This window comes from Paenibacillus sp. FJAT-26967, assembly GCF_001541095.1.
In the GTDB taxonomy this organism is placed as follows: domain Bacteria; phylum Bacillota; class Bacilli; order Paenibacillales; family NBRC-103111; genus Paenibacillus_F.
Genome location: NZ_LMXH01000002.1, coordinates 267,365 through 287,606 on the forward strand (window position 1 = coordinate 267,365; position 20,242 = coordinate 287,606).

Here is a 20,242-nt window from a genome sequence, read left to right on the forward strand (position 1 = left end):
TAAGTGAACGGTATAGATTGCCGATATTTAAATAAGTTAAGGAAATGTGGTAGACTTAGAACAAGTTGCTGTTCTGATTGTCACGGCCGCTCATGTAAATGCCCGTTGGGGGAAGAGTGGTTTCTTCATCCAGGGGTCCTTTATTATGATTATAGTTATCTCCGTCGCGATCCGTATAGGCGATTACGAGGATCTTTCCTTTGTCGAGCTCTTTTTCGTAGGTATTGGCTTCGGATTCACTCAGTCCGAGAGATTCGATCTTGGCACGCAGCTCGTCCCCTTTAGAACGGAACAGATTAGCTACTGCATTCATGAAACCTTCTTCAGAAACACCGATTTCATTGGTATTGGTCATTTCCGCGACACCCTCGGTACGATCCGAATCATGTGTCAGTACATAAATTTCATCCAGATTATATCCTTCTGCCTGTAAGTTTTTCACTTCCCGCAGAGCTTGTTCTTCGTTACTTGCTAATCTCACTTTGGTTTCCATTATGTTTCTCCTCCTTATTGGAATCAGCCGCTTTTTTAATTTGGTTGGTTAAGGTTGCGGCCAATTGCTTGTGTTTTAGTATGTCTTGCTGACTGGCATGACTATTATTAACCGGGTACCCCATACCTGAAACAAAACAATTGACAAATTAAAAGATTTGTGAATTATAAAAAATTACCTGATTCAAAGTTAAGTTTTGAGGGTTACTTTACTTGAGGATATTTTATATAATAGGTAAGTATTCGATAGACTTTACCCCATTTCTATTAAGTAAAAGCTCCCTAAGTAGGAATATACGGTACCCGATACGCGCCTAATCATTCCACATAAAAGGAGAAGAATTCACTGATGAGCATCATGATTGTTGATGATAATCCGGTCAATCTTATTGTGATCGAGAAAATATTGAAGAGCGCGGGCTATTCCGATATGCACCGCGCTTCTTCTGCAATGGAACTGTTCGATATGCTCTGTATCGAGAACCCCAGCACGTCTGATTTGCAGATAGATCTGATCTTGATGGATCTGATGATGCCTGAAATCGATGGAATCGAAGCCTGCCGGAAGCTGCAGCTGATTGAGGAACTGAAAGACATTCCTATTATTATCATTACAGCGATGGGGGACTCCATTAAACTTGCTGAGGCGCTCGAAGCCGGGGCTATTGATTATGTGACTAAGCCGATTAACAAAATTGAGCTGGTTGCCAGAATCAAGTCCGCGCTCAGGCTTAAGTATGAGAAAGACTGGCATAGAGAGAATGACAACCGCATCCGATCTGAACTGCAGCTTGCTAAAAATGTGCAGAGCAGTGTGCTGAGTCTCCCTGTCGTAACGGATAAAATCAAAATTGAAGCCTATTACAACCCTTCTTATGAATTGGCGGGTGATCTTTACAACTGGTATTCAATTGATGAAGACCGGTACGGTGTTATGCTGCTCGATATTATGGGACATGGAATTTCCTCGTCCCTTGTCTGTATGTTCATTTCTTCTGTACTCCGCGACACCATTACGAAGTATGCGACGCCAGAGCTTGTCATTGCCGAGCTGAACCGTTACATGAACCGGCTGCATAACGATCAGAATCATTTGAATTATTATTTTACAGCCATCTATTTATTAATCGACACGAAGAACAAGACCATTGATTATGTCAATGCAGGTCACCCGCCGGGATTTTTAATGGAAAAGAACGGCGAAGCGGTCCCGTTAAAGCAAGGTACGTGTGCGGTCGGTTTTTTTGAAACGATGGATATTAATCCGGGCCGTCTGACTTATCAGGACAGCACACGTATTCTTTTATATACGGATGGGTTATTGGAAGAGATTGAAGAAGACCCGACCGTCATGCCTGAGAGCTTGATAGAAGAAGTTAGAGCTAATGGGGATAAAGGGCTGAATGCAGTCGTGAACGGTGTGCTGAACGAAGACACACAAAGCAGCCACGCCGACGATATCTGTCTGCTGTGGATAGACATACACTAAAGTGCCTTGTCGGGGCGAGATGCTGAGTAGAGAAAACCAGGCTCATCTCGCCTCTTCATTCTATAGAGAAGACCAAAGGGGAGAAGAGAAGCGAATATGAAAATATCAACGAAACTAATGACTGGCTTCGGTCTCCTGCTTGTTCTCATGTTCGTGCTGGCAGGCATAGGTATGTCGCGCCTCAGTGCGGTCAATGAGAGCATGGACGAGATGTTTGTGAAGCGCTATGAGAAAGTCCGTCTTGCGTACAGTGCGAGATCCGATGTAAACACAATTGCCAAGTACATGGCTAATCTTCTGCTTAATCCGGATCCGAATATGCCGGCGGCCAAGGACAATGTGGATAAGTCTTTGCTCTATTTGGAAGAATTGAATCAAGGAATAGATCAACTACTTACCAATACAAAAACAGACGCAGAAAAGCAGCTTGCATACACAACCTCCCAGAGCGGGGAGAAATTTGCTAATTATGTTAATCAGGCTTTGGAATTATACAAACAAGGAAATGTTGAAGCGGCTAATAAGCTGCGTAATGCTACCGGAGTACTCTATCAGGATCAGGTTATAGCGAATCTCGACCAGATAACGGATTATCACAATGATAGTGTAGTAAGCGGGGTTAACGAATTCCGAGGCTCCAACAGCCAGACATTGATGGTCACTGCTCTTATCACGATAGCTGCCCTCGTTATCGGTCTAGCTATCATGTATTGGATTATCCGCAGTTTGTCCAAAGGACTCAACTTGCTGACACGGATGATTCAAGGCTTTGCCAACGGCAAATTCGATCCCGGATACCGCATTGAAGTCACAACGACAGATGAATTCGGCAAGGTAGCGGATGTATTCAATGGAATGGCGGATGGATTGGAAACACTGATGGGCAATGAGAGAGCGCTCAGTAAAATCAATGAAGAGCAGGCCTGGCTGAAGTCCAATGTTGCCAATATGAGCGTACTCCTTCAGGATCAGACCAATATGCACGAACTGACCAAAAGCTTCATTACCCAAAGCGCACGGATGATCGGCGCCTCTTACGGCAGTGTTTACTTGCTTGAGAGAGAAGGCATGCGTTCCAGTCTTGTGCTTGCCGCTTCTTATGCTTTTGATGGAGATACGGATACCAATCCTGCCGAAGAGTTTGCACTCGGTCAAGGCCTGGTAGGGCAGGTTGCCTCAGACGGCCAGCGCATTCTAATAGAAGAAGATGTGGACCAGCAAGTTATGATCCGCTCTTCTTTCGGACAATTGGATGCTAAATATTTGATTGTAGAGCCCGTCGAGTCTGATGATGATGAAATTTGTGCCGTTGTAGAGTTTGCAGGTCTCAAGAAACTCAGCGAAGGACAAATAAACTTGCTGGAACAGTTGAGCGAGAATCTGGCTGTATCCGTATCCCGGATTCGTTCGCGTGAACGGGTTGAGGAACTTCTGCGGATGTCACAAGCTCTGACAGAGGAGCTTCAAAGCCAGTCCGAGGAACTTATCTCTCAGCAGGAGGAGCTTCGCACGTCTAACGAAAAGCTGGAAGAACAGACCAAAGCGCTCAAAGCTTCAGAAGAGCTGCTTCAGTCCCAGCAGGAGGAGCTCGAACAGAACAATTCCGAATTGCTGCGTAAGACCAAACAGCTCGAAATTCAGGTTCAGGAAACCGAGCTTGCGAACCGTCAGATTGAAGAAGCGAAGGAAGCCATCGAGAAGCAGGCATTTGAGCTGGCTATGGCATCCCGCTACAAATCTGAATTCCTGGCCAATATGTCGCATGAATTGCGGACTCCTTTGAACAGTATGCTTATTCTTTCCCAAATGCTTGCGGAGAATAAGGAAGGAAATCTGAAGAGCAAGCAGGTGGAATATGCCGATACGATTCATTCCTCCGGTTCAGATTTACTCAAGCTGATTAACGACGTCCTTGATTTATCCAAGGTGGAAGCCGGGAAAATCGATATCCAGACGGAGTACGTGCTTCTTCCGGAGGTTATGGAAACGATCGAAAGATCATTCGATCAAATTGCCCGCAAGAAGGGGCTTGGCTTCGAAGTGAAACTGGACAGCCAAGTTCCGAGAATGCTATACACGGATAACATGAGATTGGAACAAATTCTCCGTAATTTGTTGTCCAATGCGTTCAAGTTTACTTCTCAGGGCAGCGTGCTTCTGCATGTGTATCCTGTAGATGAAGGCGAGTCACAAATTGCCTTCTCGGTAAAAGATACCGGCATCGGTATACCGGAAGAAAAACAGCTGCTGATCTTCGAGGCTTTCCAGCAGGCCGACGGCACAACCAGCCGCCAGTTTGGCGGAACAGGCTTGGGCTTATCCATCAGCAGACAGCTCGCTTCTCTGCTCGGGGGCAATATTGAAATCTGCAGCCGCGAAGGCGAAGGCAGCACGTTTACTCTCTTTATTCCGAATCGTCAGGTTTCGGAACGTCTCGGTGGCACGCGGGAAGCCGCAGCCGCAGGTCAAGACCATCAGGAAGCTCACCGCAGTGAGGGTGAAGGCCAATGGACTTCACCGGTGCAGCCTTTATCCATCCCGATGCCGAAACCGCCGAAGCCAGCTTCTAAGTCTTCTCAGCGTGAAGTAGAGGATGATCGGGGTACGATAGAAGACAGCGACAAAGTTCTGCTGATCGTCGAGGACGATGTTCACTTTGTCCAGGTACTTGTAGATATGGCCCGCAGCCGAGGATTCAAAGTGCTCGTCGCCATGCAGGGAGATATCGGTCTGCAGATGGCAAGAGAGTATAAGCCGGACGGTATACTGCTGGATATCCAGCTGCCGATTGTAGACGGCTGGTCCATACTTGTGCAGCTTAAGAATAATGCGGATACCCGTCATATTCCGGTACATGTGATGTCCGTGGTAGATGAGGTTCATCAAGGCTTATCGATGGGGGCTATCGCTTATATGCGCAAGCCGTCCAGCAAAGACCTGCTTGAGCAAGCATTCAGTGATTTGGAAGGGTTTATTGATCAGAGTCTGCGAAAACTGCTTCTGGTGGAGGACGATCCTGTCGAGATTAATAATCTCATTGAATTGATCCGTCACGATGATGTTATCATTGACGTTGTGTCCAGTGCGGATGGAGCCATGGAGAAGCTGCAGGAGCAGCACTTTGACTGTATGGTGCTTGACGTGGGACTTGCAGATAAGACGGCGTTTGACCTGCTGGATCAAATTAAGGGCGACGAGAATCTTCGCCGTTTGCCGATTGTGATGTATACTCAGAAGGAATATGATAAGAAAGATGAAATGCGGCTCAAAAAATATGCCGAATCGATTATTATCAAGAATGTAAAATCGCCTGAACGCCTTCTGGATGAGACAGCTCTCTTCCTGCATCGGGTGGAAGACGGGCTCCCTGAGGAGAAGAAGCAGATTCTGCAGCGTCTTCACAGCAGTGAAGCTGTGTTCTCAGGAAAGAAAGTGCTTCTGGTTGATGACGACATTCGCAACGTATTCGCCCTGTCCAACCTGCTTGAAGGATACAACATGAAAGTCCTATTTGCAGAAACGGGACGGCAGGCTTTGTCCATCCTGGACAGAGAGCCGGATATCGATCTTGTGCTGATGGATATTATGATGCCGGAGATGGACGGATACGAAGCTATGCGCGAAATCCGCAATATGCCGCACTTTGATCATTTGCCGATTATTGCACTGACAGCCAAAGCTATGCGGGACGACCGCGAGAAGTGTATTGCCGCGGGAGCATCGGATTATATTACGAAACCAATAAATAATGATCAATTGATGTCTCTAATTCGCGTTTGGTTGTTTAAATAAGAGTAGGAACAAATGCGAAACCTCTGAATAGGACAGATGACAAAGTTCAGCAAGATCTTTTCGGAGGAGAGGGAGAGAAACAATGGATTCCTTTACGAACCTGGATCAACTGCCCGTACTTTCAGGACTTCAAGCTGAACATGAACGTATTGAGATTAATCTGCTGCTTGAAGGTATTTTTCGAATATATGGTTATGATTTTCGCAATTATTCTTATCCGTCTATCCGCAGAAGGATCTGGCACCGTATCTTGGCGGAGAAGCTGACTACGGTGTCCGGCCTCCAGGAGAGAGTGCTGCATGATCGCGAATGCCTCGATAGGCTGCTGTCGGATCTCGTTATCCATGTTACGGAGATGTTTCGTGATCCCGAGGTTTTCACTTCCTTCCGGCAGGATGTGGTCCCGATGCTCCGGAAGTACCCGGCTATACGCATTTGGCATGCGGGCTGTGCAACCGGTGAGGAAGTATACTCTATGGCGATTCTTCTGCATGAAGAAGGGTTGTATGACCGCACGCGAATATATGCGACGGATATTAATGAAGAGGTGCTCAAGAAAGCGGAGAAAGGGATCTATCCGCTCCGTAATATGAAGGACTATACGAGGAACTATTTGCAGGCTGGAGGCAAGGAAGCCTTCTCGAAGTACTACGCGGCCTCGAAGGATTCAGTAACGTTTCATCCTTTTTTACGGGACAACATTGTATTTGCCCAGCATAATCTGGTCACGGATCGGTCATTCAACGAATTTCATGTGATCTTATGTAGAAATGTGCTCATCTACTTTAACACTCAACTGCAAAACCAAGTGCATAGTCTGATTTACGGAAGCTTGAGTCTATCTGGTTTTCTGGTTCTGGGCGATAAAGAAACGATCACTTTCACCAAGCATGCGTCCGCGTACGAAGCCGTCAGTACAGCCAACAAGATTTACCGTAAGGTGCAGTGACGCTGCATAGGATGAGGAGACGACTTGGAGGAAGGGGTTTCTTAAATTGAATTTGGACGAACCGATTAAAATTCTGATGGTGGATGATCAGCCAGAGAATCTGCTTGCTCTAGAAGCGGTTCTTGCGGAAGAGAATTACCATCTGGTCAAAGCAGGCTCCGGTGAGGAAGCTCTCCGGTGTCTGCTGCATGATGATTTCGCGGTAATCGTACTCGATGTCCAAATGCCGGGAATGGACGGCTTCGAAACCGCCAAATGGATCAAATCGCGGGAGAAATCCAAGGATATTCCGATCATTTTCATCACGGCGGCCTCCCATGAAAAGGAGCACGTGTTTACGGCTTATTCGGTAGGCGCGATCGATTACATCGTTAAACCTTTTGTTCCACATACACTCAAAGCAAAGATTGAGGGCTTCGTTAACTTGTTCCTGGTCCAGAAGAAGCTGCAGCATCAGTCTCAGCTGCTTAACATGCGTACCCAGGAACTGCTGAATGCCAAAGAAGCGGCCGAGTCAGCTAACCGGGCGAAATCCGAATTCCTGGCTTTAATGAGCCATGAGATCCGTACCCCGATGAATGGCGTTATGGCCATGACGGATCTTCTGCTGGAAACCGAACTTAATGAAGAGCAGCGGGAATATGCGGACACGATCAGCCGGAGCGGAGCTGCGCTTCTTCACATCATCAATCAGATTCTGGACTTCACCAAGCTGGAATCTTCCAAAATGGAAATGAGCGTAGAGCCGTTTGACCTTGCGGTGTGCATGGAAGAGACGATGGATCTGTTCTATGGAGAATGCCGGAAGAAAGATTTAAATTTGAAAAGGATTATTGAACCGGGAGTGCCGGAACATCTCATAGGAGATGAGATGAAGCTCCGTCAAGTTCTCATAAACTTAATCGGGAATGCGGTTAAATTTACAGAGGATGGCGATATCACCGTTCACGTATCCAGGATTGACAATAATTCACTGGAGGGTTCCAAGCTCTTGCTTCAATTCAGTGTCAGGGATACAGGTATAGGGATACCGGTGGAGAAAAGAAACCGGTTATTCCAGCCTTTTACACAGGTGGATTCGTCCATGACCAGAAAATACGGAGGTACTGGCCTGGGTTTGGTAATCTGCCAAAATCTGGTTGAGTTAATGTCAGGTTCTATAGAGGTTTATTCGGAAGAAGGCCAAGGGACCGAATTCATTTTCACCATTCAGGTGGAGGAATTACTCGCTTCTTAACCTATCGTTTCGCATCAAGCTTTGTAACCGTAGCAATACGGCTGCAAAGCTTTTTTTATTGAGAAATAGGGGCGGAAGATAAAGGCTCCGGTTCCAGTATCCTTGATGCAGCGGGGCAGGTTGCAATTTCAAACTTTCGGGGATTCTACAAACACATGGGCTCCTGAATTTTTTGTGCATGATATACGAAATTTTACAATGAATTTAGGCACAAGATGATTACAATTCGGCGGCACGGGGTATTTAATGTTTAGACAAGTTTTCATGAATCGTATGATTAACAATTAGTGAAATAATTGCTATAGAGAAATGAGAAATGACAACTATGAAAGGGACAGGTGAAATGAAGATGAGAAAAGAAAGTGTAGCCCTATTATTAGCAGGAGGCGAAGGACGCCGGTTGGGAGCTCTTACCCATAATACGGCCAAGCCCGCTGTACATTTTGCAGGAAAATACCGGATGATCGATTATGCGCTGAGTAATTGCCGTAATTCTGGAATTGATACGATCGGAGTCGTTACCCAATACAAACCGGAGTCTCTTCATCAGCACATCGGAAATGGAACAGCATGGTTGAATGAACCTGACAAAGGCAGCATTGAATTGCTTTGTTCCGATCAGGAACATGTTGTAGGGAACGAATATACAGGTACTGCGAATGCCGTATATCAGAACCGTCATTTTATTGAGAAACACGATCCTGAATTTGTCGTCGTTTTATCGGGTGATCATATTTATCAAATGGATTACAGCGAGATGATCCGTCAGCATAAAGAACGCGGTTCTGAAGCTACAATCGCGGTTAAACCGGTAGGCTGGGATGAAGCAAGCCGTTTTGGCATTATGAATGCGGATGAACAAGGCCGCGTGGTGGAATTTGAGGAAAAACCGGCTCGCCCCAAAAGTAATTTGGCTTCCATGGGGATTTACGTGTTTAACTGGGATTTCTTGAAGAAAGTGCTTGAGCGGGATGATGCAGCTGAAATCTCTTCCCATGATTTTGGTAAAGACGTCATTCCTATGATGGTGGAAGAAGGTGCCTTCGTTCATACCTTCTCCTATGAAGGATATTGGAAAGATGTTGGTACAATTGATAGTTTGTGGCAGGCTCAAATGGATCTGCTGCATGAGTCCCCGCTTCAAAGTGAAATTGACTGGCCGATGTATACGGCACAGATTGCGAATGTTCAGCCGCATATCGACCGTACAGCCCGGGTAGACAGTTCCCTGATCAGTGAGAATTGTGCGGTATATGGCAGTGTTAACCACTCTGTCGTTTCTCACGGTGTTTACATCGGTAAAGGCAGCGTATTGACGGATTGCGTCATTATGCCGAATGTCAGAATCGGCAATAACGTTAAGCTGCATAAAGCTATTATCGGCGAAGGCAGTGTTCTATGCGATGGAGTAACGGTCGGTAAGTTTGATGCAGAGACCATTAGTGTAGTCGGAGATCATGAAGTTATGTACAAGGTCAACGAAAAGCTTCCTAAAATTTACATGCCTCGTCTTGAGCGCATCGGATAAGGAGGAAAGAAAAATGCAATCTATTATTGTAGTCGACAATGAGAAGGAAATCCGCGATGTGATCCGGCAGCTTCAGGCTGCAGGCTGCGAGCCTCACTGTATTCATGTTCTTTCAGATGAAAAAGTGGATACCGAGCAGATGCTCATGCCGCGTTATACAAGCCGGATCGGATTCTCTGCGGAGCAAATGGGTTATACCATGGCGACTATTTTCCGCGGCAAGGGAGCGGCAATCCGCTCCAAACTTATCTCATTGGGGCTGGCCGGTACGGCAATCGGTTATTATGCCGATGAAATTGCACGGCACCGTATCGTTGTAGTGGCTTCACCGAATACGGATACGTATGCTTTTAATCCGTTGTATGCAGACGAGCCTGCGGCAGCGGCTTCATGGATGTCTCCTTAATCCGCTAAAGGCTAATGAGTGAGATAGATAAGAATCAGTTTGATGATCAACAATTAACGACCAGTCAATCCGAAACCACAACGTCTTAGGAGGGAACCCGGATGAACAGGAAATCACTAACAATTGGTCTGTTAGGAGGCATACTGCTCTTTAGTGGAGCACAAGGGCTAGAGCAGCCAGCTTCCGCGGATACCAGTGTTCCAAAGACTACCGAGCACAATATTGCGCCAGCGCCGATTAATTCGGCTGTCCGGACAGTGAATTCAGCCGGCTCAGGGAGTGAGAATGGGCAGTTAGTTGTTGGATCAAATGATGATTCTGTCTTTGCTCATACAGCCATGAAACCTGATTTAAAGCAGATTAATGGTATATCTTTAACCGATGATTTGAATACAGTTCTTAAGCTTAAGGGACAACCGGAGCGGCAAAGTACAGATGAATTTTTGGGTGACACTCAAATTTTGCATTATTCCGATTGCACGATCGGGGTTAGTGATTATGGAATCGAGTATGTTGAAGTTGGCTCGGACCAGAACCAGGTTATTATAGATGGTGTTGTATATAAGAATGATCGTCAAGTACTCGAAAATGCATTGGGTGAGCCCTATTTTGTAGCAGAAGATGGCCTTGTATATACGCAGGATAATCAGGTGCTCAAGCTTTTCATTAATCCCGAAACGGATCAATTGGAATCCATTCATTTTTTTCCGAAATCCGGTGAATAAACTTACGTTATAAGCAGGATAAGAATTTAAAAACCTTTTTAATAAATGGAACAAGCCCAATAATAGTGGAGCTTGTTTTTTTGTGTTTCATCAACGGATTAAGAAACGATCCAGCAGGTTTAAGTACGCATTGAATTCGTAAATAGCTATCTTAACGATTATGTCGAGCGTAAATAACGCTCTTTACGCTTCATTCTGCCACGATCGTACATCTATACCTGTACAGCTGAGGGTTACGGCGGGTAGGAAGATCTACTCGGTTACTTAAGTAACCTTGCTTTATGTAAGTAAGGAAAGGCACTTACATGCACAAAGAAAAACCAGCCTTGGAAGGCTGGTTTGTGAGTAAAGCGACCTTATTAGAATTTAGGGAATACATATTGCACTAGGAAGTAAAGGAAGCCAAAGAAGATAATCATATAAGCTGCATATTTGATAAAGGTAGAAGCGACCGCACTGGAGTCTGACCTTTTCTCAATATGCCGCTTTTCAATTTCGACATTCTTGTCTTGATCCATGGGAATCCCTCCTTCCTAGGGGAATTAATAAGGCAAGTCAACTCTTAGTCATTCATATAAGATTCCAGCATCCAAATATGCTTCTCAAGAGCCATGCAAATTTCGGTGATCATATCTGCCGTACCGTGATCGCCGCTCTCCTCAGCTGCTTCAATGAGTTCTTTGGATTCTTCGGTAATGGTCTTGAAATCTTGAACAAGTTCCTCGACCATTTGTCCGGCGTTACGTTCAGGTGAAACTTCTTTAATCGAAGAGTTAGCTTGGAATTCTTTCGTTGTAGATAGCGGTTTGCCTTTCAATTGAAGAATACGCTCTGCAATTTGATCTAAGTAGAGGTCTGCTTCTTTATACAGTTCTTCGAATTTAACGTGGAGTACAAAGAAGGAAGGTCCTTTCAAGTACCAATGGAACTGATGAAGCTTGACGTACATGACCGCCCAGTTTGCGACCTGTTTATTCAAAAGAGTTACGGTTTGCTGTTCTTTGGTTGCTGTTTTAGCCATGAAATATTTCCTCCTTAAATATCGATCTTTGGGATCAATCTTGTAATGTTGTTCTACAACTTGATTACCCGGTGACACCTACGCCGAAACAAGTTCAAATAACTGTTTCAATGCTCTGCTGCAATGGTTACTAATGATAGAACACGGATGAAACCTATTAGTTTAGGTGCAGGCATAAGAAGGAGGAATGTTCATGATTTGGCAAATAAGCGTAGCTCTCATTGCAATCGCGTTTGTGGTACTCGTTGTTTTCTTAGTGAAAACTCTTCGTTCGGTAACGGAGCTGGTCGCTCAAACGAATCAGACCATTCAGCAGGTGCAGCAGCAGCTGACTGTAGTAAGCCAAGAAGCCAATGAGTTAATACGTCATACCAATGAAGTAAGTGTGGATGTGCGCAATAAACTGCAAGCTTTGGATAAAACGTTTTATACCATTAAGAATGTCGGCGATGTGGTGAATGAAATTTCTACATCTGTCCGCCAGACATCAGCAACCGTAACAAGCTCTATGAGAAACAAGGTAGAGAAGGAGCTGAACTCTCCTAAAAGTATCGTGAATCGTATTGCTCCACTTGTTCCTGTTGCTTTGGATATGTGGAAGAGAATCAAGCAAGTTCGCTCTACAGAGAATAAAAACGTAGCCGTCAAATAAGACGGCTCTTACAAATTAGAAAGTGGAACAAAAAAATTGTTTCATATGATTCGAAATAGGGTAATGTAGAAGTATGCTTTAATCTTATATAGGCGGGTCATTTACTAAGGAGGCCAATTCAATGGTGCAAGAGAACAAATTTAGAATGGAAAAACAACTCACGGATGATGATAATATCATCTCCTTGATCGGGGAGTTAGACCTCTCCAAAGCTTCCGAATTCAATTCAGCGATTGATCCGTTCGTTCAAGAAACCAATCGCAAGCTCATTCTTAACCTGAAAGAATTGACATATATCGATAGCACCGGCATTGGAGTGATTCTGACGATTATCAAAACACGTCATGCTCTCAAAGCTCCTTTTGGAGTGGAGAATATTCCTCCTAAAGTACAGAAGCTTTTTGATTTGACCGGGTTAACCCCGTTCTTGTCCGCTGTAGCTAATACTGTTAATTAAGAAAGGAAAGAAAAGGGTATATGGAATCGACTAATCGAACTGTACGTTTGACACTGCCTGCCGAAGCTGATTATATCGACCTCGTTCGTTTAACGTTGTACGGGATCAGCTCCAAAATGGGTTTCTCTTATGAAGATATCGAAGATATGAAAGTAGCAGTTTCGGAAGCATGTAACAATGTAGTTGTTCATGCCTATGAGCCTGGTCAAGGCGGGAATATGGAAGTTCATTTCGAAGATATCGATAATGGACTGAGAATTCTTGTGCAGGACCAAGGACTAAGCTTTGACCATGATAGAAAAGTGCGCTCAGCCGATTCACTTCACAACAAATCGCTGGATGAAGTGAGCAGCGGAGGTCTAGGGTTATATTTGATGCAGGCCTTAATGGACCATGTGGAAGTGAAAGGGGAACAAGGCACAGTTGTCATTTTAACGAAGATGGTCAGCAAAAGTGAGGAAATGGTATGAAATTACAATCCGAGAGGAAAGAGATGGAGCATATCCATGATCTGATTCGACAGTATCAGGAGACTGAATGCAATGATATCGCTACCTCTTTGCTTATCCAATATGAGTCCACTGTAAAAATGGCAGCATCGAAAATGTCCCGCAACCGGCCGGATCTTCATGAAGATCTGGTTCAGATCGGTAACATTTCTCTGCTCAAGCTGTTTAAACAGTTTGATCCTACACTGGGTGTGCAGTTTGATGCTTATATGATGAAAAGCATTATTGGTCATATGAAGAATTACCTTCGTGACAAGTCTTGGTATATTCAAGTTCCGCGGCGGATTAAAGAAAAGGGGTTTCAAATTCAGCAGGCAATCGATCATTTAACCATGCGTTTGGAACGATCGCCTAATGTTAATGAAATTGCAGAAGAATTAAGTTTGACCGCTGAGGAAACGATTGAAATCTTGGCAGGACGGGAATGCTATCATTATGTATCTTTGGACATGCCTTTATCCACTGAAGAGAACGGATCAACTATTGGAGACGTGCTAGGTACACAGATTGATGAGTATTTGAACGTCGATAATAAGCTCGATTTGGAAGAAGCTATGAGTCATTTGAAGCCCGAGGAACAGAAAGTACTTATGCTTGCGTATGTGGATGGTTATTCGCAGCGCACAATAGCGCAAGATCTCGGTGTCTCCCAAATGAGCGTGTCACGTATTCAGCGAAGAGCATTAGATAAACTTCGCAAGTATTTTGAGAAGAACAAGCCTAATGCGGATTGATGATTAGGCTTGATTGCACAAAAGAACACGTTGCGAGACGTGTTCTTTTTTTATGGACAATGATTCAAATTATGGTCAAAAGGGGGATAATTTGTGACTGAGCAGGAAGATAAAGATCTTCAATCCGGCAAACGGTGGGTCTGGCATAACCTGCAGGACAAAGCAGGGGATTTGAAAGCCGCTCTGGATAAGCTTCCCGATGAAGTGAAACCTTCTGTGAGGGAGGCAGCCCAAGAGCCGTTTGAGGCCCGTATTTACCGTCACGAGCAGAGTGAATTGCTTGAAGGAGCTTTCTACTATGATTTCGATGCCAAGTGTAAAGAAGGTACACCGCTGTTTCACTTCCTGGTGAATGTAAATCATTTGGTTACCATTAATTTTGATCTATCCTTGCTGGAGCCTTTTGAGGCTGAGACGATCGAAGAACAAGTTTTAGGTGCGGATAATGCATTAGAAGGGCTTTTTGTACTGCTCGGTTATATTGCCGAGAGGCTCCTCCACGAGTTAACTGATTATGAGAAGAGAATGCGTCAAGTCGGGGAAGAGATGCGCAATAAGAATAATGCCAAACTCCTTGATCGTATTCTCGATCGTCGCCATGAGCTGCTGGATATAAGCAAGTGGTTCAGGCCCCTCAAGGATACCATTATGACGACGAAAGAGCTTTTCGTGGAGGACATGGAGGAAGGGATTGAGCACCGCAGGACGGCGGTTAAGATCGAACGGATCACAACAAGGCTGGATCTCTATAAAGAAGAAGTAGAAGCTCTTCTGGCTTTGGACACCAGTATCGCGAATTATCGCGGCAATGAGATTACGAAGACGCTGACGGTCTTTACGACTGTATTTGCGCCGCCGACTTTATTGGCTGGGATTTGGGGGATGAACTTCAAGAAAATGCCGGAGCTCGAGTGGGAGACGGGGTATTTCATAGCACTTGGTCTGATTGCTATTCTTCCGGTGATTGTATTAGGCTGGTTGTATTATAAAGGTTGGACAGGAGATATTATCAAAGGCAAACGCAGGGATTCAAACCTGAAATAGGGCTTGTAATTTCCTCCTTTTCTAAAAAAAATTAGTGTCGTTCATGGAAGGAACCGGTTTCAACGGCTCGTCTATATGGGTATTATAAAGGTATAACCATTTAACACAAATCCCATTACAATAGAGGCGGTGAACCGTATGACAGTCAAATATACGATCGAATGCGAAGGCAGCGAGATTCTGGTTCGTGAGGTAGACAGTTCGAATTATCAGTTATGTATAAGAGCTTCATCCAATCCGCTGAGTAAGGGCAATATATTAGAGACGTATTCGGAATACAATCGTGCCATACGTGCAGCGGATCACTTTTGCCAATCTTACGCTCAAGCCAAGGAGCACGGTTTTTATTTGCAGGAGACCTTCCTGGTCAAACCGGATAAAGAACCGATTCCTGTAGCAGCGATTTTGAATGAAGAAATGAAGCGGGAACAAGTCGATGCTCTTTTTGTTTAAGAATAAGTGGAATAAATAAGGCCAGCAGATTAATTGCTGGCCTTTTGTAATGGAGCTTCATACAGATGCAGTGTCTCCTTACAAAAAGAAACAGCTCTATTTGTAACCCGCTAAAGCCGGTTGCAAATAGGGCTGTTTTATAGGATGGGTATGGAGTTCGATCTTACTTATACATATCCACATACGAAACGATTTTGGCTATAAATTCACCGATAATCGGCATGGAGACGAATTGGGAGACGAGCCAGCCGAGGAGAGCAATGACAACAGTAGTCCCGATCGTTAACCCTAGTCCTCTGGCAAGGCCGGCTGTGAAGTTCGTTATAATACGTTTGCGCGGATTGAGATAATTCTCAATCAGATCCTTGTACTCGGAGCGTTCCAAGGTAGTAGCAAGCCGTTCCAGCGCTAATTCTTTCTTAGTCGGCTCCTGTGAAGGAATGGGGACCTCTCCAGGTACCGGATGCTTACGGGTGGGCGGGGACATGTTCATCAAGGTTCACCTCTGTCGATAAGTTGGAATGGGGCAGTATAATGGCCCTAACTAAAACAGCCAGCTCTCCGCAGAGAAGCTGGCTGCCGATGTTGGAGGAACGGATAAGATGCTCGTTCTCACAAGTCGCTTAATTCATCGGTTTGTTCGAATTATGATCTGTTCCGTTAACCAGTTGATTTGTGCGTTGATCGTTCATATCTTTGACATCATCAAGTTTATTTTGAGCGGAAGTTTCAGCGCTGCTCAACATATCTTTGGATGCGCTGGCTGCATTACTGACCATTTCCTTAGAGCGGTCAACCAGTGTACTTGTTTGTTCGTTAACGCGTGTAGCTACATCCGCAACTTTTGTTTTGGCTTCAGAAGCCATTTCCTGACCCTTCGCCATCCACTCGGAGCATTTGATGGACAAATCGTCTCTGAACTCACGTCCTGATTTCGGGGCAAGCAGCAAAGCCGTCAGCGCACCGACACCTGCACCTACAAGAGTACCTAGCAATAAACCGGTTCCTTTGGATTCGTTAGACATTTTGATCCATCTCCTTTTAAGTTAAAATGTTATAACACTGGTACATTTATACTAAATGTGGAAGTGTTCTTGGATTAAGCGTTGCTGCGATTGAAAGCACGGCTGATCATACCGATCAGGAAAACAAAGAGGGCTGCGCCGATTATAGCCGGGATCACTGCGAAGCCACCGATTTGGGGACCCCATTTGCCCAGCAATAAATATCCGAGCCAAGCTCCCACAAAACCAGCGATCATGGAGCCGATAATGCCTCCGGGCATGTTGCTTCTCACAATTGCATCACCAATTATCCCGATGACCACGGCCATTATAATGGTGATAATCAGTCCAATCATGGTTCCACTCTCCTCTTGTCTCAATTAACTTGCCGTACCAATTTGTACCCGCCAGCAGGCGAGGTGAAACAAAAGGAGGGAAAGAGAGGACGGAATTCACTACAGATGAGTGCCTTGCTCAAGCATCACTTTCTGCATGGTTTGGATAAACGCCTCCGAGGCTTTAGACAAGTACCGTCCCTTGCGATGAGCAATGACCAGCGTACGGGACGGATGATTGTGCAAAGGCAAATGTACCGGGGACAATTCACTTCGGTTGCGTTTGGAAATGAGATACGGGACGAATGCGATCCCCATTCCCGCGGCGACGAGGGATTGAACGGTTTCCATGTTGCTGCTTTCGAAGACGATGCGGGGAGTGAATCCTGCTTCCTGACATAATTTCACGTTGATTTTGCGGAACCCCTGGCCCTTTTTTAATGCGATGAAAGATTCATTCTCCAGGTCCGCGATATCAACCGGTTTCCCGCTGTTTAAATGGCGGATCGCCAGCGGATGGTTCGGCGGGAAAGCGATGACGATTTCTTCATCCAGGAGCGGGGTGTAGACAAGTGTATCTTCCTGCATGGGGAGAGCGAGCAGCGAAATGTCCGTTTGCCCGCTTAAGGTTAGCTTCTCTAGATTCGATGATGTTTCTTCGACAAGGATCACTTCGATATCGGGATAAGCCGCTTGGAAAGCCGGCAGCACATATGGCATGATGGTCGAACCGGTAATCGGCATACTGCCGACCACAAGCCGCCCTTTCTTCATCAGGGAGATGTCTTCCATTTCTTGTTTTAATTGCTCCAGGCTGTCTAGAATGGTCTGGGCTTTCTCTACAAAAATCGAACCCGCATGTGTGAGTTCAACGGAATTTGTACTGCGCTGGAAAAGCAAAACACCAATTTCACGCTCTAGCTTGGATAGCTGCTGACTCAGGGAAGGCTGGGCGATATGAAGTTTTTCAGCTGCACGCGAAAAATTACGTTCAATGGCGATTTGAACGGCATATTGTAGTTGACGAAGTTCCATGCGGGAAACCCCCCGGTAGTTTATTGGTTTTACCTATCAAGGCTATAGTTATTATATCTTGGAACAATGAAGAAGGAAATGGTAGCATGAAGTTATTCAAAGTTAGATAAACGGAATCTTTATCTGGGGTGACGACATGAGCAAAAGAACATTATTCGAGAAAATTTGGGATAACCACGTTATTAATCAAGAAGAAGGAAAGCCAAGCATTCTTTATATTGACCTGCATCTGGTTCATGAGGTTACTTCACCGCAAGCATTCGAAGGACTCCGCTTGAGCGGCCGCCCGGTACGTCGTCCGGAACTCACTTTCGCGACGATGGACCACAATGTGCCTACACAGGATCGTTTCAACATCAAAGATCCGATTTCCAAACAGCAGATTGATACGCTGTCAAAGAACTGCAGTGATTTCGGCGTTACGCTGTTCGATCTCAATCACGTGGATCAAGGCGTTGTACACGTTATGGGTCCGGAACTTGGTCTTACACATCCGGGTAAAACAATTGTCTGCGGCGACAGCCATACGTCGACACACGGTGCTTTCGGCGCGCTTGCTTTCGGAATCGGTACAAGTGAAGTGGAGCATGTGCTTGCTACACAAACCCTTCAGCAGTCCAAAGCGAAGACGCTTGAAGTCCGCGTAAACGGCGCCCTGCCGGTCGGCATTACGGCTAAAGACCTTATTCTCGGCATTATCGCCAAGTACGGGACGGACTTTGCAACTGGCTATGTTATTGAATACACAGGTGAAGCTATCCGCAACCTGACGATGGAAGAGCGGATGACTGTTTGTAATATGTCCATTGAAGGCGGAGCGAGAGCAGGACTTATTGCTCCTGACGAGACTACTTTCAATTATCTGCGCGGACGCCAGTACGTTCCGCAAGATGCTGCTTTTGACGAGGCGGTTGAGGCTTGGAAGCTTCTTCAGACGGATGAGGGCGCAGAATACGACCTCATTCTGGATTTCGATGCAGCTACTCTCGTGCCGCAGGTGACATGGGGAACTAGCCCGGGCATGGGAACTGGCGTAACCAGTAATGTACCGAATCCAGCGGACATGGAAACAGAGAACGAACGCAAAGCGGCCGAGAAGGCGCTTGAGTATATGGGTCTTCAGCCGGGCACTCCAATGACGGAACTGAGCATTGACCGCGTATTTATCGGTTCCTGCACGAATGGACGGATAGAAGATCTCCGCCGTGCGGCAGCTGTTGCCAGCGGTTATAAAGTTAATCCGGGCGTGAATGCCATCGTTGTTCCGGGTTCCGGACGCGTCAAGCTTCAGGCCGAGAAAGAAGGACTCGACAAAATCTTCGTCGAAGCCGGATTCGAATGGCGTGATGCGGGCTGCAGTATGTGTCTGGCAATGAATCCGGACGTGCTTAGCCCTGGTGAGCGCTGTGCATCTACTTCCAACCGTAACTTCGAAGGCCGTCAGGGACGCGGAGGCAGAACGCACCTCGTTTCTCCGGAAATGGCGGCAGCCGCCGCTATTGAAGGACATTTTGTAGACGTCCGCGATTGGAAGTATAAAGTGGCACAGGAAGCGTAATTAACCCATCAGGAAGCGAGGAGAACATCCATGGAAGCATTCAAACAACATACCGGATTAGTCGGTCCGGTTGACCGTGTCAACGTAGATACAGACGCAATTATCCCTAAACAATTTCTAAAGCGCATTGAGCGTACGGGCTTCGGCCAATTCCTATTCTTCGAATGGAGATTTACGGAAGAGGGGGCCGAAATTCCTACATTTGATCTGAATAAGCCTCGCTACCAGGGGGCATCGGTACTGATTTCCCGTGCTAACTTTGGCTGCGGATCATCCCGTGAACATGCTCCTTGGGCCATTCTGGACTATGGCTTCAAAGTGATTATCGCACCTTCTTATGCGGATATCTTCTATAACAACTGCTTTAAGAACGGCATTCTGCCGATTAAGCTCAGCGAAGAGCAGGTTGAAGATTTGTTCCAGCGCACAGCGCAGCACGAAGGCTACAAGCTGAACGTAGACCTGGAGAACAAAACCATCTCCGACGATTACGGTCTCCAGCTGTCCTTTGATCTAGACGAGCACCGCCGTCAGTTCCTGCTGCAAGGTCTTGATGATATCGGACTTACGCTGCAGCATGAAGATAAGATCTCTGCTTACGAAGCTAAGCACCTTGGTCGTCTTGTTGTAAAAGCTTAACCGGTTTGATTCCGGTTTGGATTTGATTGTTCAAGAAGAACCGCCTCTTTCCGAGAGGCGGTTCTTTTTTAATATGGACTATACTCGGCGGAGGTAAAGTATTAGGTGCATGCAGCTCTTCTAAACTAGCAATAATTTTGCTCACTATGAATTAAGGCAGCTTCATGAACAGACGCCATGCCA

22 protein-coding genes are annotated in these 20,242 nt (G+C 45.7%); 15 read left to right on the forward strand and 7 right to left on the reverse strand.

Annotation, left to right across the window (positions count from 1 at the left end):
• Positions 1 to 55: 55 nt before the first annotated feature.
• Complete coding sequence (locus AR333_RS11225; RefSeq protein ID WP_068775457.1) at positions 56 to 493, reverse strand: general stress protein; 438 nt, start codon at positions 491 to 493, stop codon at positions 56 to 58.
• Positions 494 to 841: 348 nt separating this feature from the next.
• Here AR333_RS11225 and AR333_RS11230 point away from each other — a divergent pair, with 348 nt between their 5' ends.
• From AR333_RS11230 to AR333_RS11260, 7 genes are all read left to right on the forward strand, one after another.
• Positions 842 to 1,981, forward strand: coding sequence for a fused response regulator/phosphatase (locus AR333_RS11230; RefSeq protein ID WP_068775458.1), 1,140 nt, complete (start codon positions 842 to 844; stop codon positions 1,979 to 1,981).
• A 96-nt stretch (positions 1,982 to 2,077) separates the two neighbouring features.
• Positions 2,078 to 5,773 (forward strand): response regulator, encoded by a 3,696-nt coding sequence (locus AR333_RS11235; protein ID WP_068775459.1) that lies wholly within the window; start codon positions 2,078 to 2,080, stop codon positions 5,771 to 5,773.
• 82 nt (positions 5,774 to 5,855) lie between these two features.
• On the forward strand, positions 5,856 to 6,722 hold the full coding sequence (locus AR333_RS11240; RefSeq protein WP_068775460.1) for a protein-glutamate O-methyltransferase CheR: 867 nt from the start codon (positions 5,856 to 5,858) through the stop codon (positions 6,720 to 6,722).
• A gap of 46 nt (positions 6,723 to 6,768) precedes the next feature.
• Entirely contained in the window at positions 6,769 to 7,959 is a 1,191-nt protein-coding gene (locus AR333_RS11245; protein ID WP_084783610.1) for an ATP-binding protein, read from the forward strand.
• 349 nt (positions 7,960 to 8,308) lie between these two features.
• On the forward strand, positions 8,309 to 9,487 hold the full coding sequence (locus AR333_RS11250) for a glucose-1-phosphate adenylyltransferase (RefSeq protein WP_068776073.1): 1,179 nt from the start codon (positions 8,309 to 8,311) through the stop codon (positions 9,485 to 9,487).
• Between the two features lie 13 nt (positions 9,488 to 9,500).
• Positions 9,501 to 9,893, forward strand: a complete 393-nt coding sequence (locus AR333_RS11255) for a general stress protein (protein ID WP_068775461.1) — start codon at positions 9,501 to 9,503, stop codon at positions 9,891 to 9,893.
• A gap of 101 nt (positions 9,894 to 9,994) precedes the next feature.
• Entirely contained in the window at positions 9,995 to 10,618 is a 624-nt protein-coding gene (locus tag AR333_RS11260; protein ID WP_068775462.1) for a hypothetical protein, read from the forward strand.
• A gap of 359 nt (positions 10,619 to 10,977) precedes the next feature.
• On the opposite strand, the gene AR333_RS24965 is transcribed toward AR333_RS11260, so the two are convergent.
• Together AR333_RS24965 and AR333_RS11265 are read right to left on the reverse strand one after the other, a co-directional pair.
• Positions 10,978 to 11,136, reverse strand: coding sequence for a hypothetical protein (locus tag AR333_RS24965; RefSeq protein WP_166542145.1), 159 nt, complete (start codon positions 11,134 to 11,136; stop codon positions 10,978 to 10,980).
• 44 nt (positions 11,137 to 11,180) lie between these two features.
• On the reverse strand, positions 11,181 to 11,639 hold the full coding sequence (locus AR333_RS11265) for a Dps family protein (RefSeq protein ID WP_068775463.1): 459 nt from the start codon (positions 11,637 to 11,639) through the stop codon (positions 11,181 to 11,183).
• Positions 11,640 to 11,832: 193 nt separating this feature from the next.
• Here AR333_RS11265 and AR333_RS11270 point away from each other — a divergent pair, with 193 nt between their 5' ends.
• From AR333_RS11270 to AR333_RS11295, 6 genes are all read left to right on the forward strand, one after another.
• Positions 11,833 to 12,291, forward strand: a complete 459-nt coding sequence (locus AR333_RS11270) for a DUF948 domain-containing protein (protein ID WP_068775464.1) — start codon at positions 11,833 to 11,835, stop codon at positions 12,289 to 12,291.
• 121 nt (positions 12,292 to 12,412) lie between these two features.
• The gene (locus tag AR333_RS11275; protein ID WP_068775465.1) at positions 12,413 to 12,748 is read left to right on the forward strand and encodes an STAS domain-containing protein; all 336 of its coding nucleotides are present in this window, start codon (positions 12,413 to 12,415) and stop codon (positions 12,746 to 12,748) included.
• Between the two features lie 20 nt (positions 12,749 to 12,768).
• The gene (gene rsbW / locus AR333_RS11280) at positions 12,769 to 13,218 is read left to right on the forward strand and encodes an anti-sigma B factor RsbW (RefSeq protein WP_068775466.1); all 450 of its coding nucleotides are present in this window, start codon (positions 12,769 to 12,771) and stop codon (positions 13,216 to 13,218) included.
• Positions 13,215 to 13,991 (forward strand): sigma-70 family RNA polymerase sigma factor, encoded by a 777-nt coding sequence (locus AR333_RS11285; protein ID WP_068775467.1) that lies wholly within the window; start codon positions 13,215 to 13,217, stop codon positions 13,989 to 13,991. The genes rsbW and AR333_RS11285 overlap by 4 nt, the downstream gene beginning before the upstream one ends.
• Before the next feature lie 93 nt (positions 13,992 to 14,084).
• A complete protein-coding gene (locus tag AR333_RS11290; protein ID WP_068775468.1) occupies positions 14,085 to 15,035 on the forward strand; it encodes a magnesium transporter CorA family protein in 951 nt (316 codons plus the stop codon).
• A gap of 138 nt (positions 15,036 to 15,173) precedes the next feature.
• A complete protein-coding gene (locus AR333_RS11295; protein WP_068775469.1) occupies positions 15,174 to 15,488 on the forward strand; it encodes a hypothetical protein in 315 nt (104 codons plus the stop codon).
• Between the two features lie 163 nt (positions 15,489 to 15,651).
• Here the strand turns inward: AR333_RS11295 and AR333_RS11300 are convergent, their stop codons facing one another.
• The 4 genes from AR333_RS11300 to AR333_RS11315 form a co-directional block, all read right to left on the reverse strand.
• On the reverse strand, positions 15,652 to 15,981 hold the full coding sequence (locus tag AR333_RS11300) for a DUF5665 domain-containing protein (protein WP_068775470.1): 330 nt from the start codon (positions 15,979 to 15,981) through the stop codon (positions 15,652 to 15,654).
• A gap of 130 nt (positions 15,982 to 16,111) precedes the next feature.
• The gene (locus AR333_RS11305) at positions 16,112 to 16,513 is read right to left on the reverse strand and encodes a YtxH domain-containing protein (RefSeq protein ID WP_068775471.1); all 402 of its coding nucleotides are present in this window, start codon (positions 16,511 to 16,513) and stop codon (positions 16,112 to 16,114) included.
• Positions 16,514 to 16,587: 74 nt separating this feature from the next.
• On the reverse strand, positions 16,588 to 16,848 hold the full coding sequence (locus tag AR333_RS11310) for a GlsB/YeaQ/YmgE family stress response membrane protein (protein WP_068775472.1): 261 nt from the start codon (positions 16,846 to 16,848) through the stop codon (positions 16,588 to 16,590).
• A gap of 99 nt (positions 16,849 to 16,947) precedes the next feature.
• Entirely contained in the window at positions 16,948 to 17,862 is a 915-nt protein-coding gene (locus AR333_RS11315; protein WP_068775473.1) for a LysR family transcriptional regulator, read from the reverse strand.
• A gap of 136 nt (positions 17,863 to 17,998) precedes the next feature.
• Between AR333_RS11315 and leuC the strand changes: the two genes are divergently transcribed.
• Positions 17,999 to 19,420, forward strand: coding sequence for a 3-isopropylmalate dehydratase large subunit (leuC, locus tag AR333_RS11320; protein WP_068775474.1), 1,422 nt, complete (start codon positions 17,999 to 18,001; stop codon positions 19,418 to 19,420).
• Positions 19,421 to 19,450: 30 nt separating this feature from the next.
• Positions 19,451 to 20,059: a 3-isopropylmalate dehydratase small subunit gene (leuD, locus tag AR333_RS11325; RefSeq protein ID WP_068775475.1), complete on the forward strand. Its 609-nt coding sequence runs from the start codon at positions 19,451 to 19,453 to the stop codon at positions 20,057 to 20,059.
• The last annotated feature ends 183 nt before the right edge of the window (positions 20,060 to 20,242 follow it).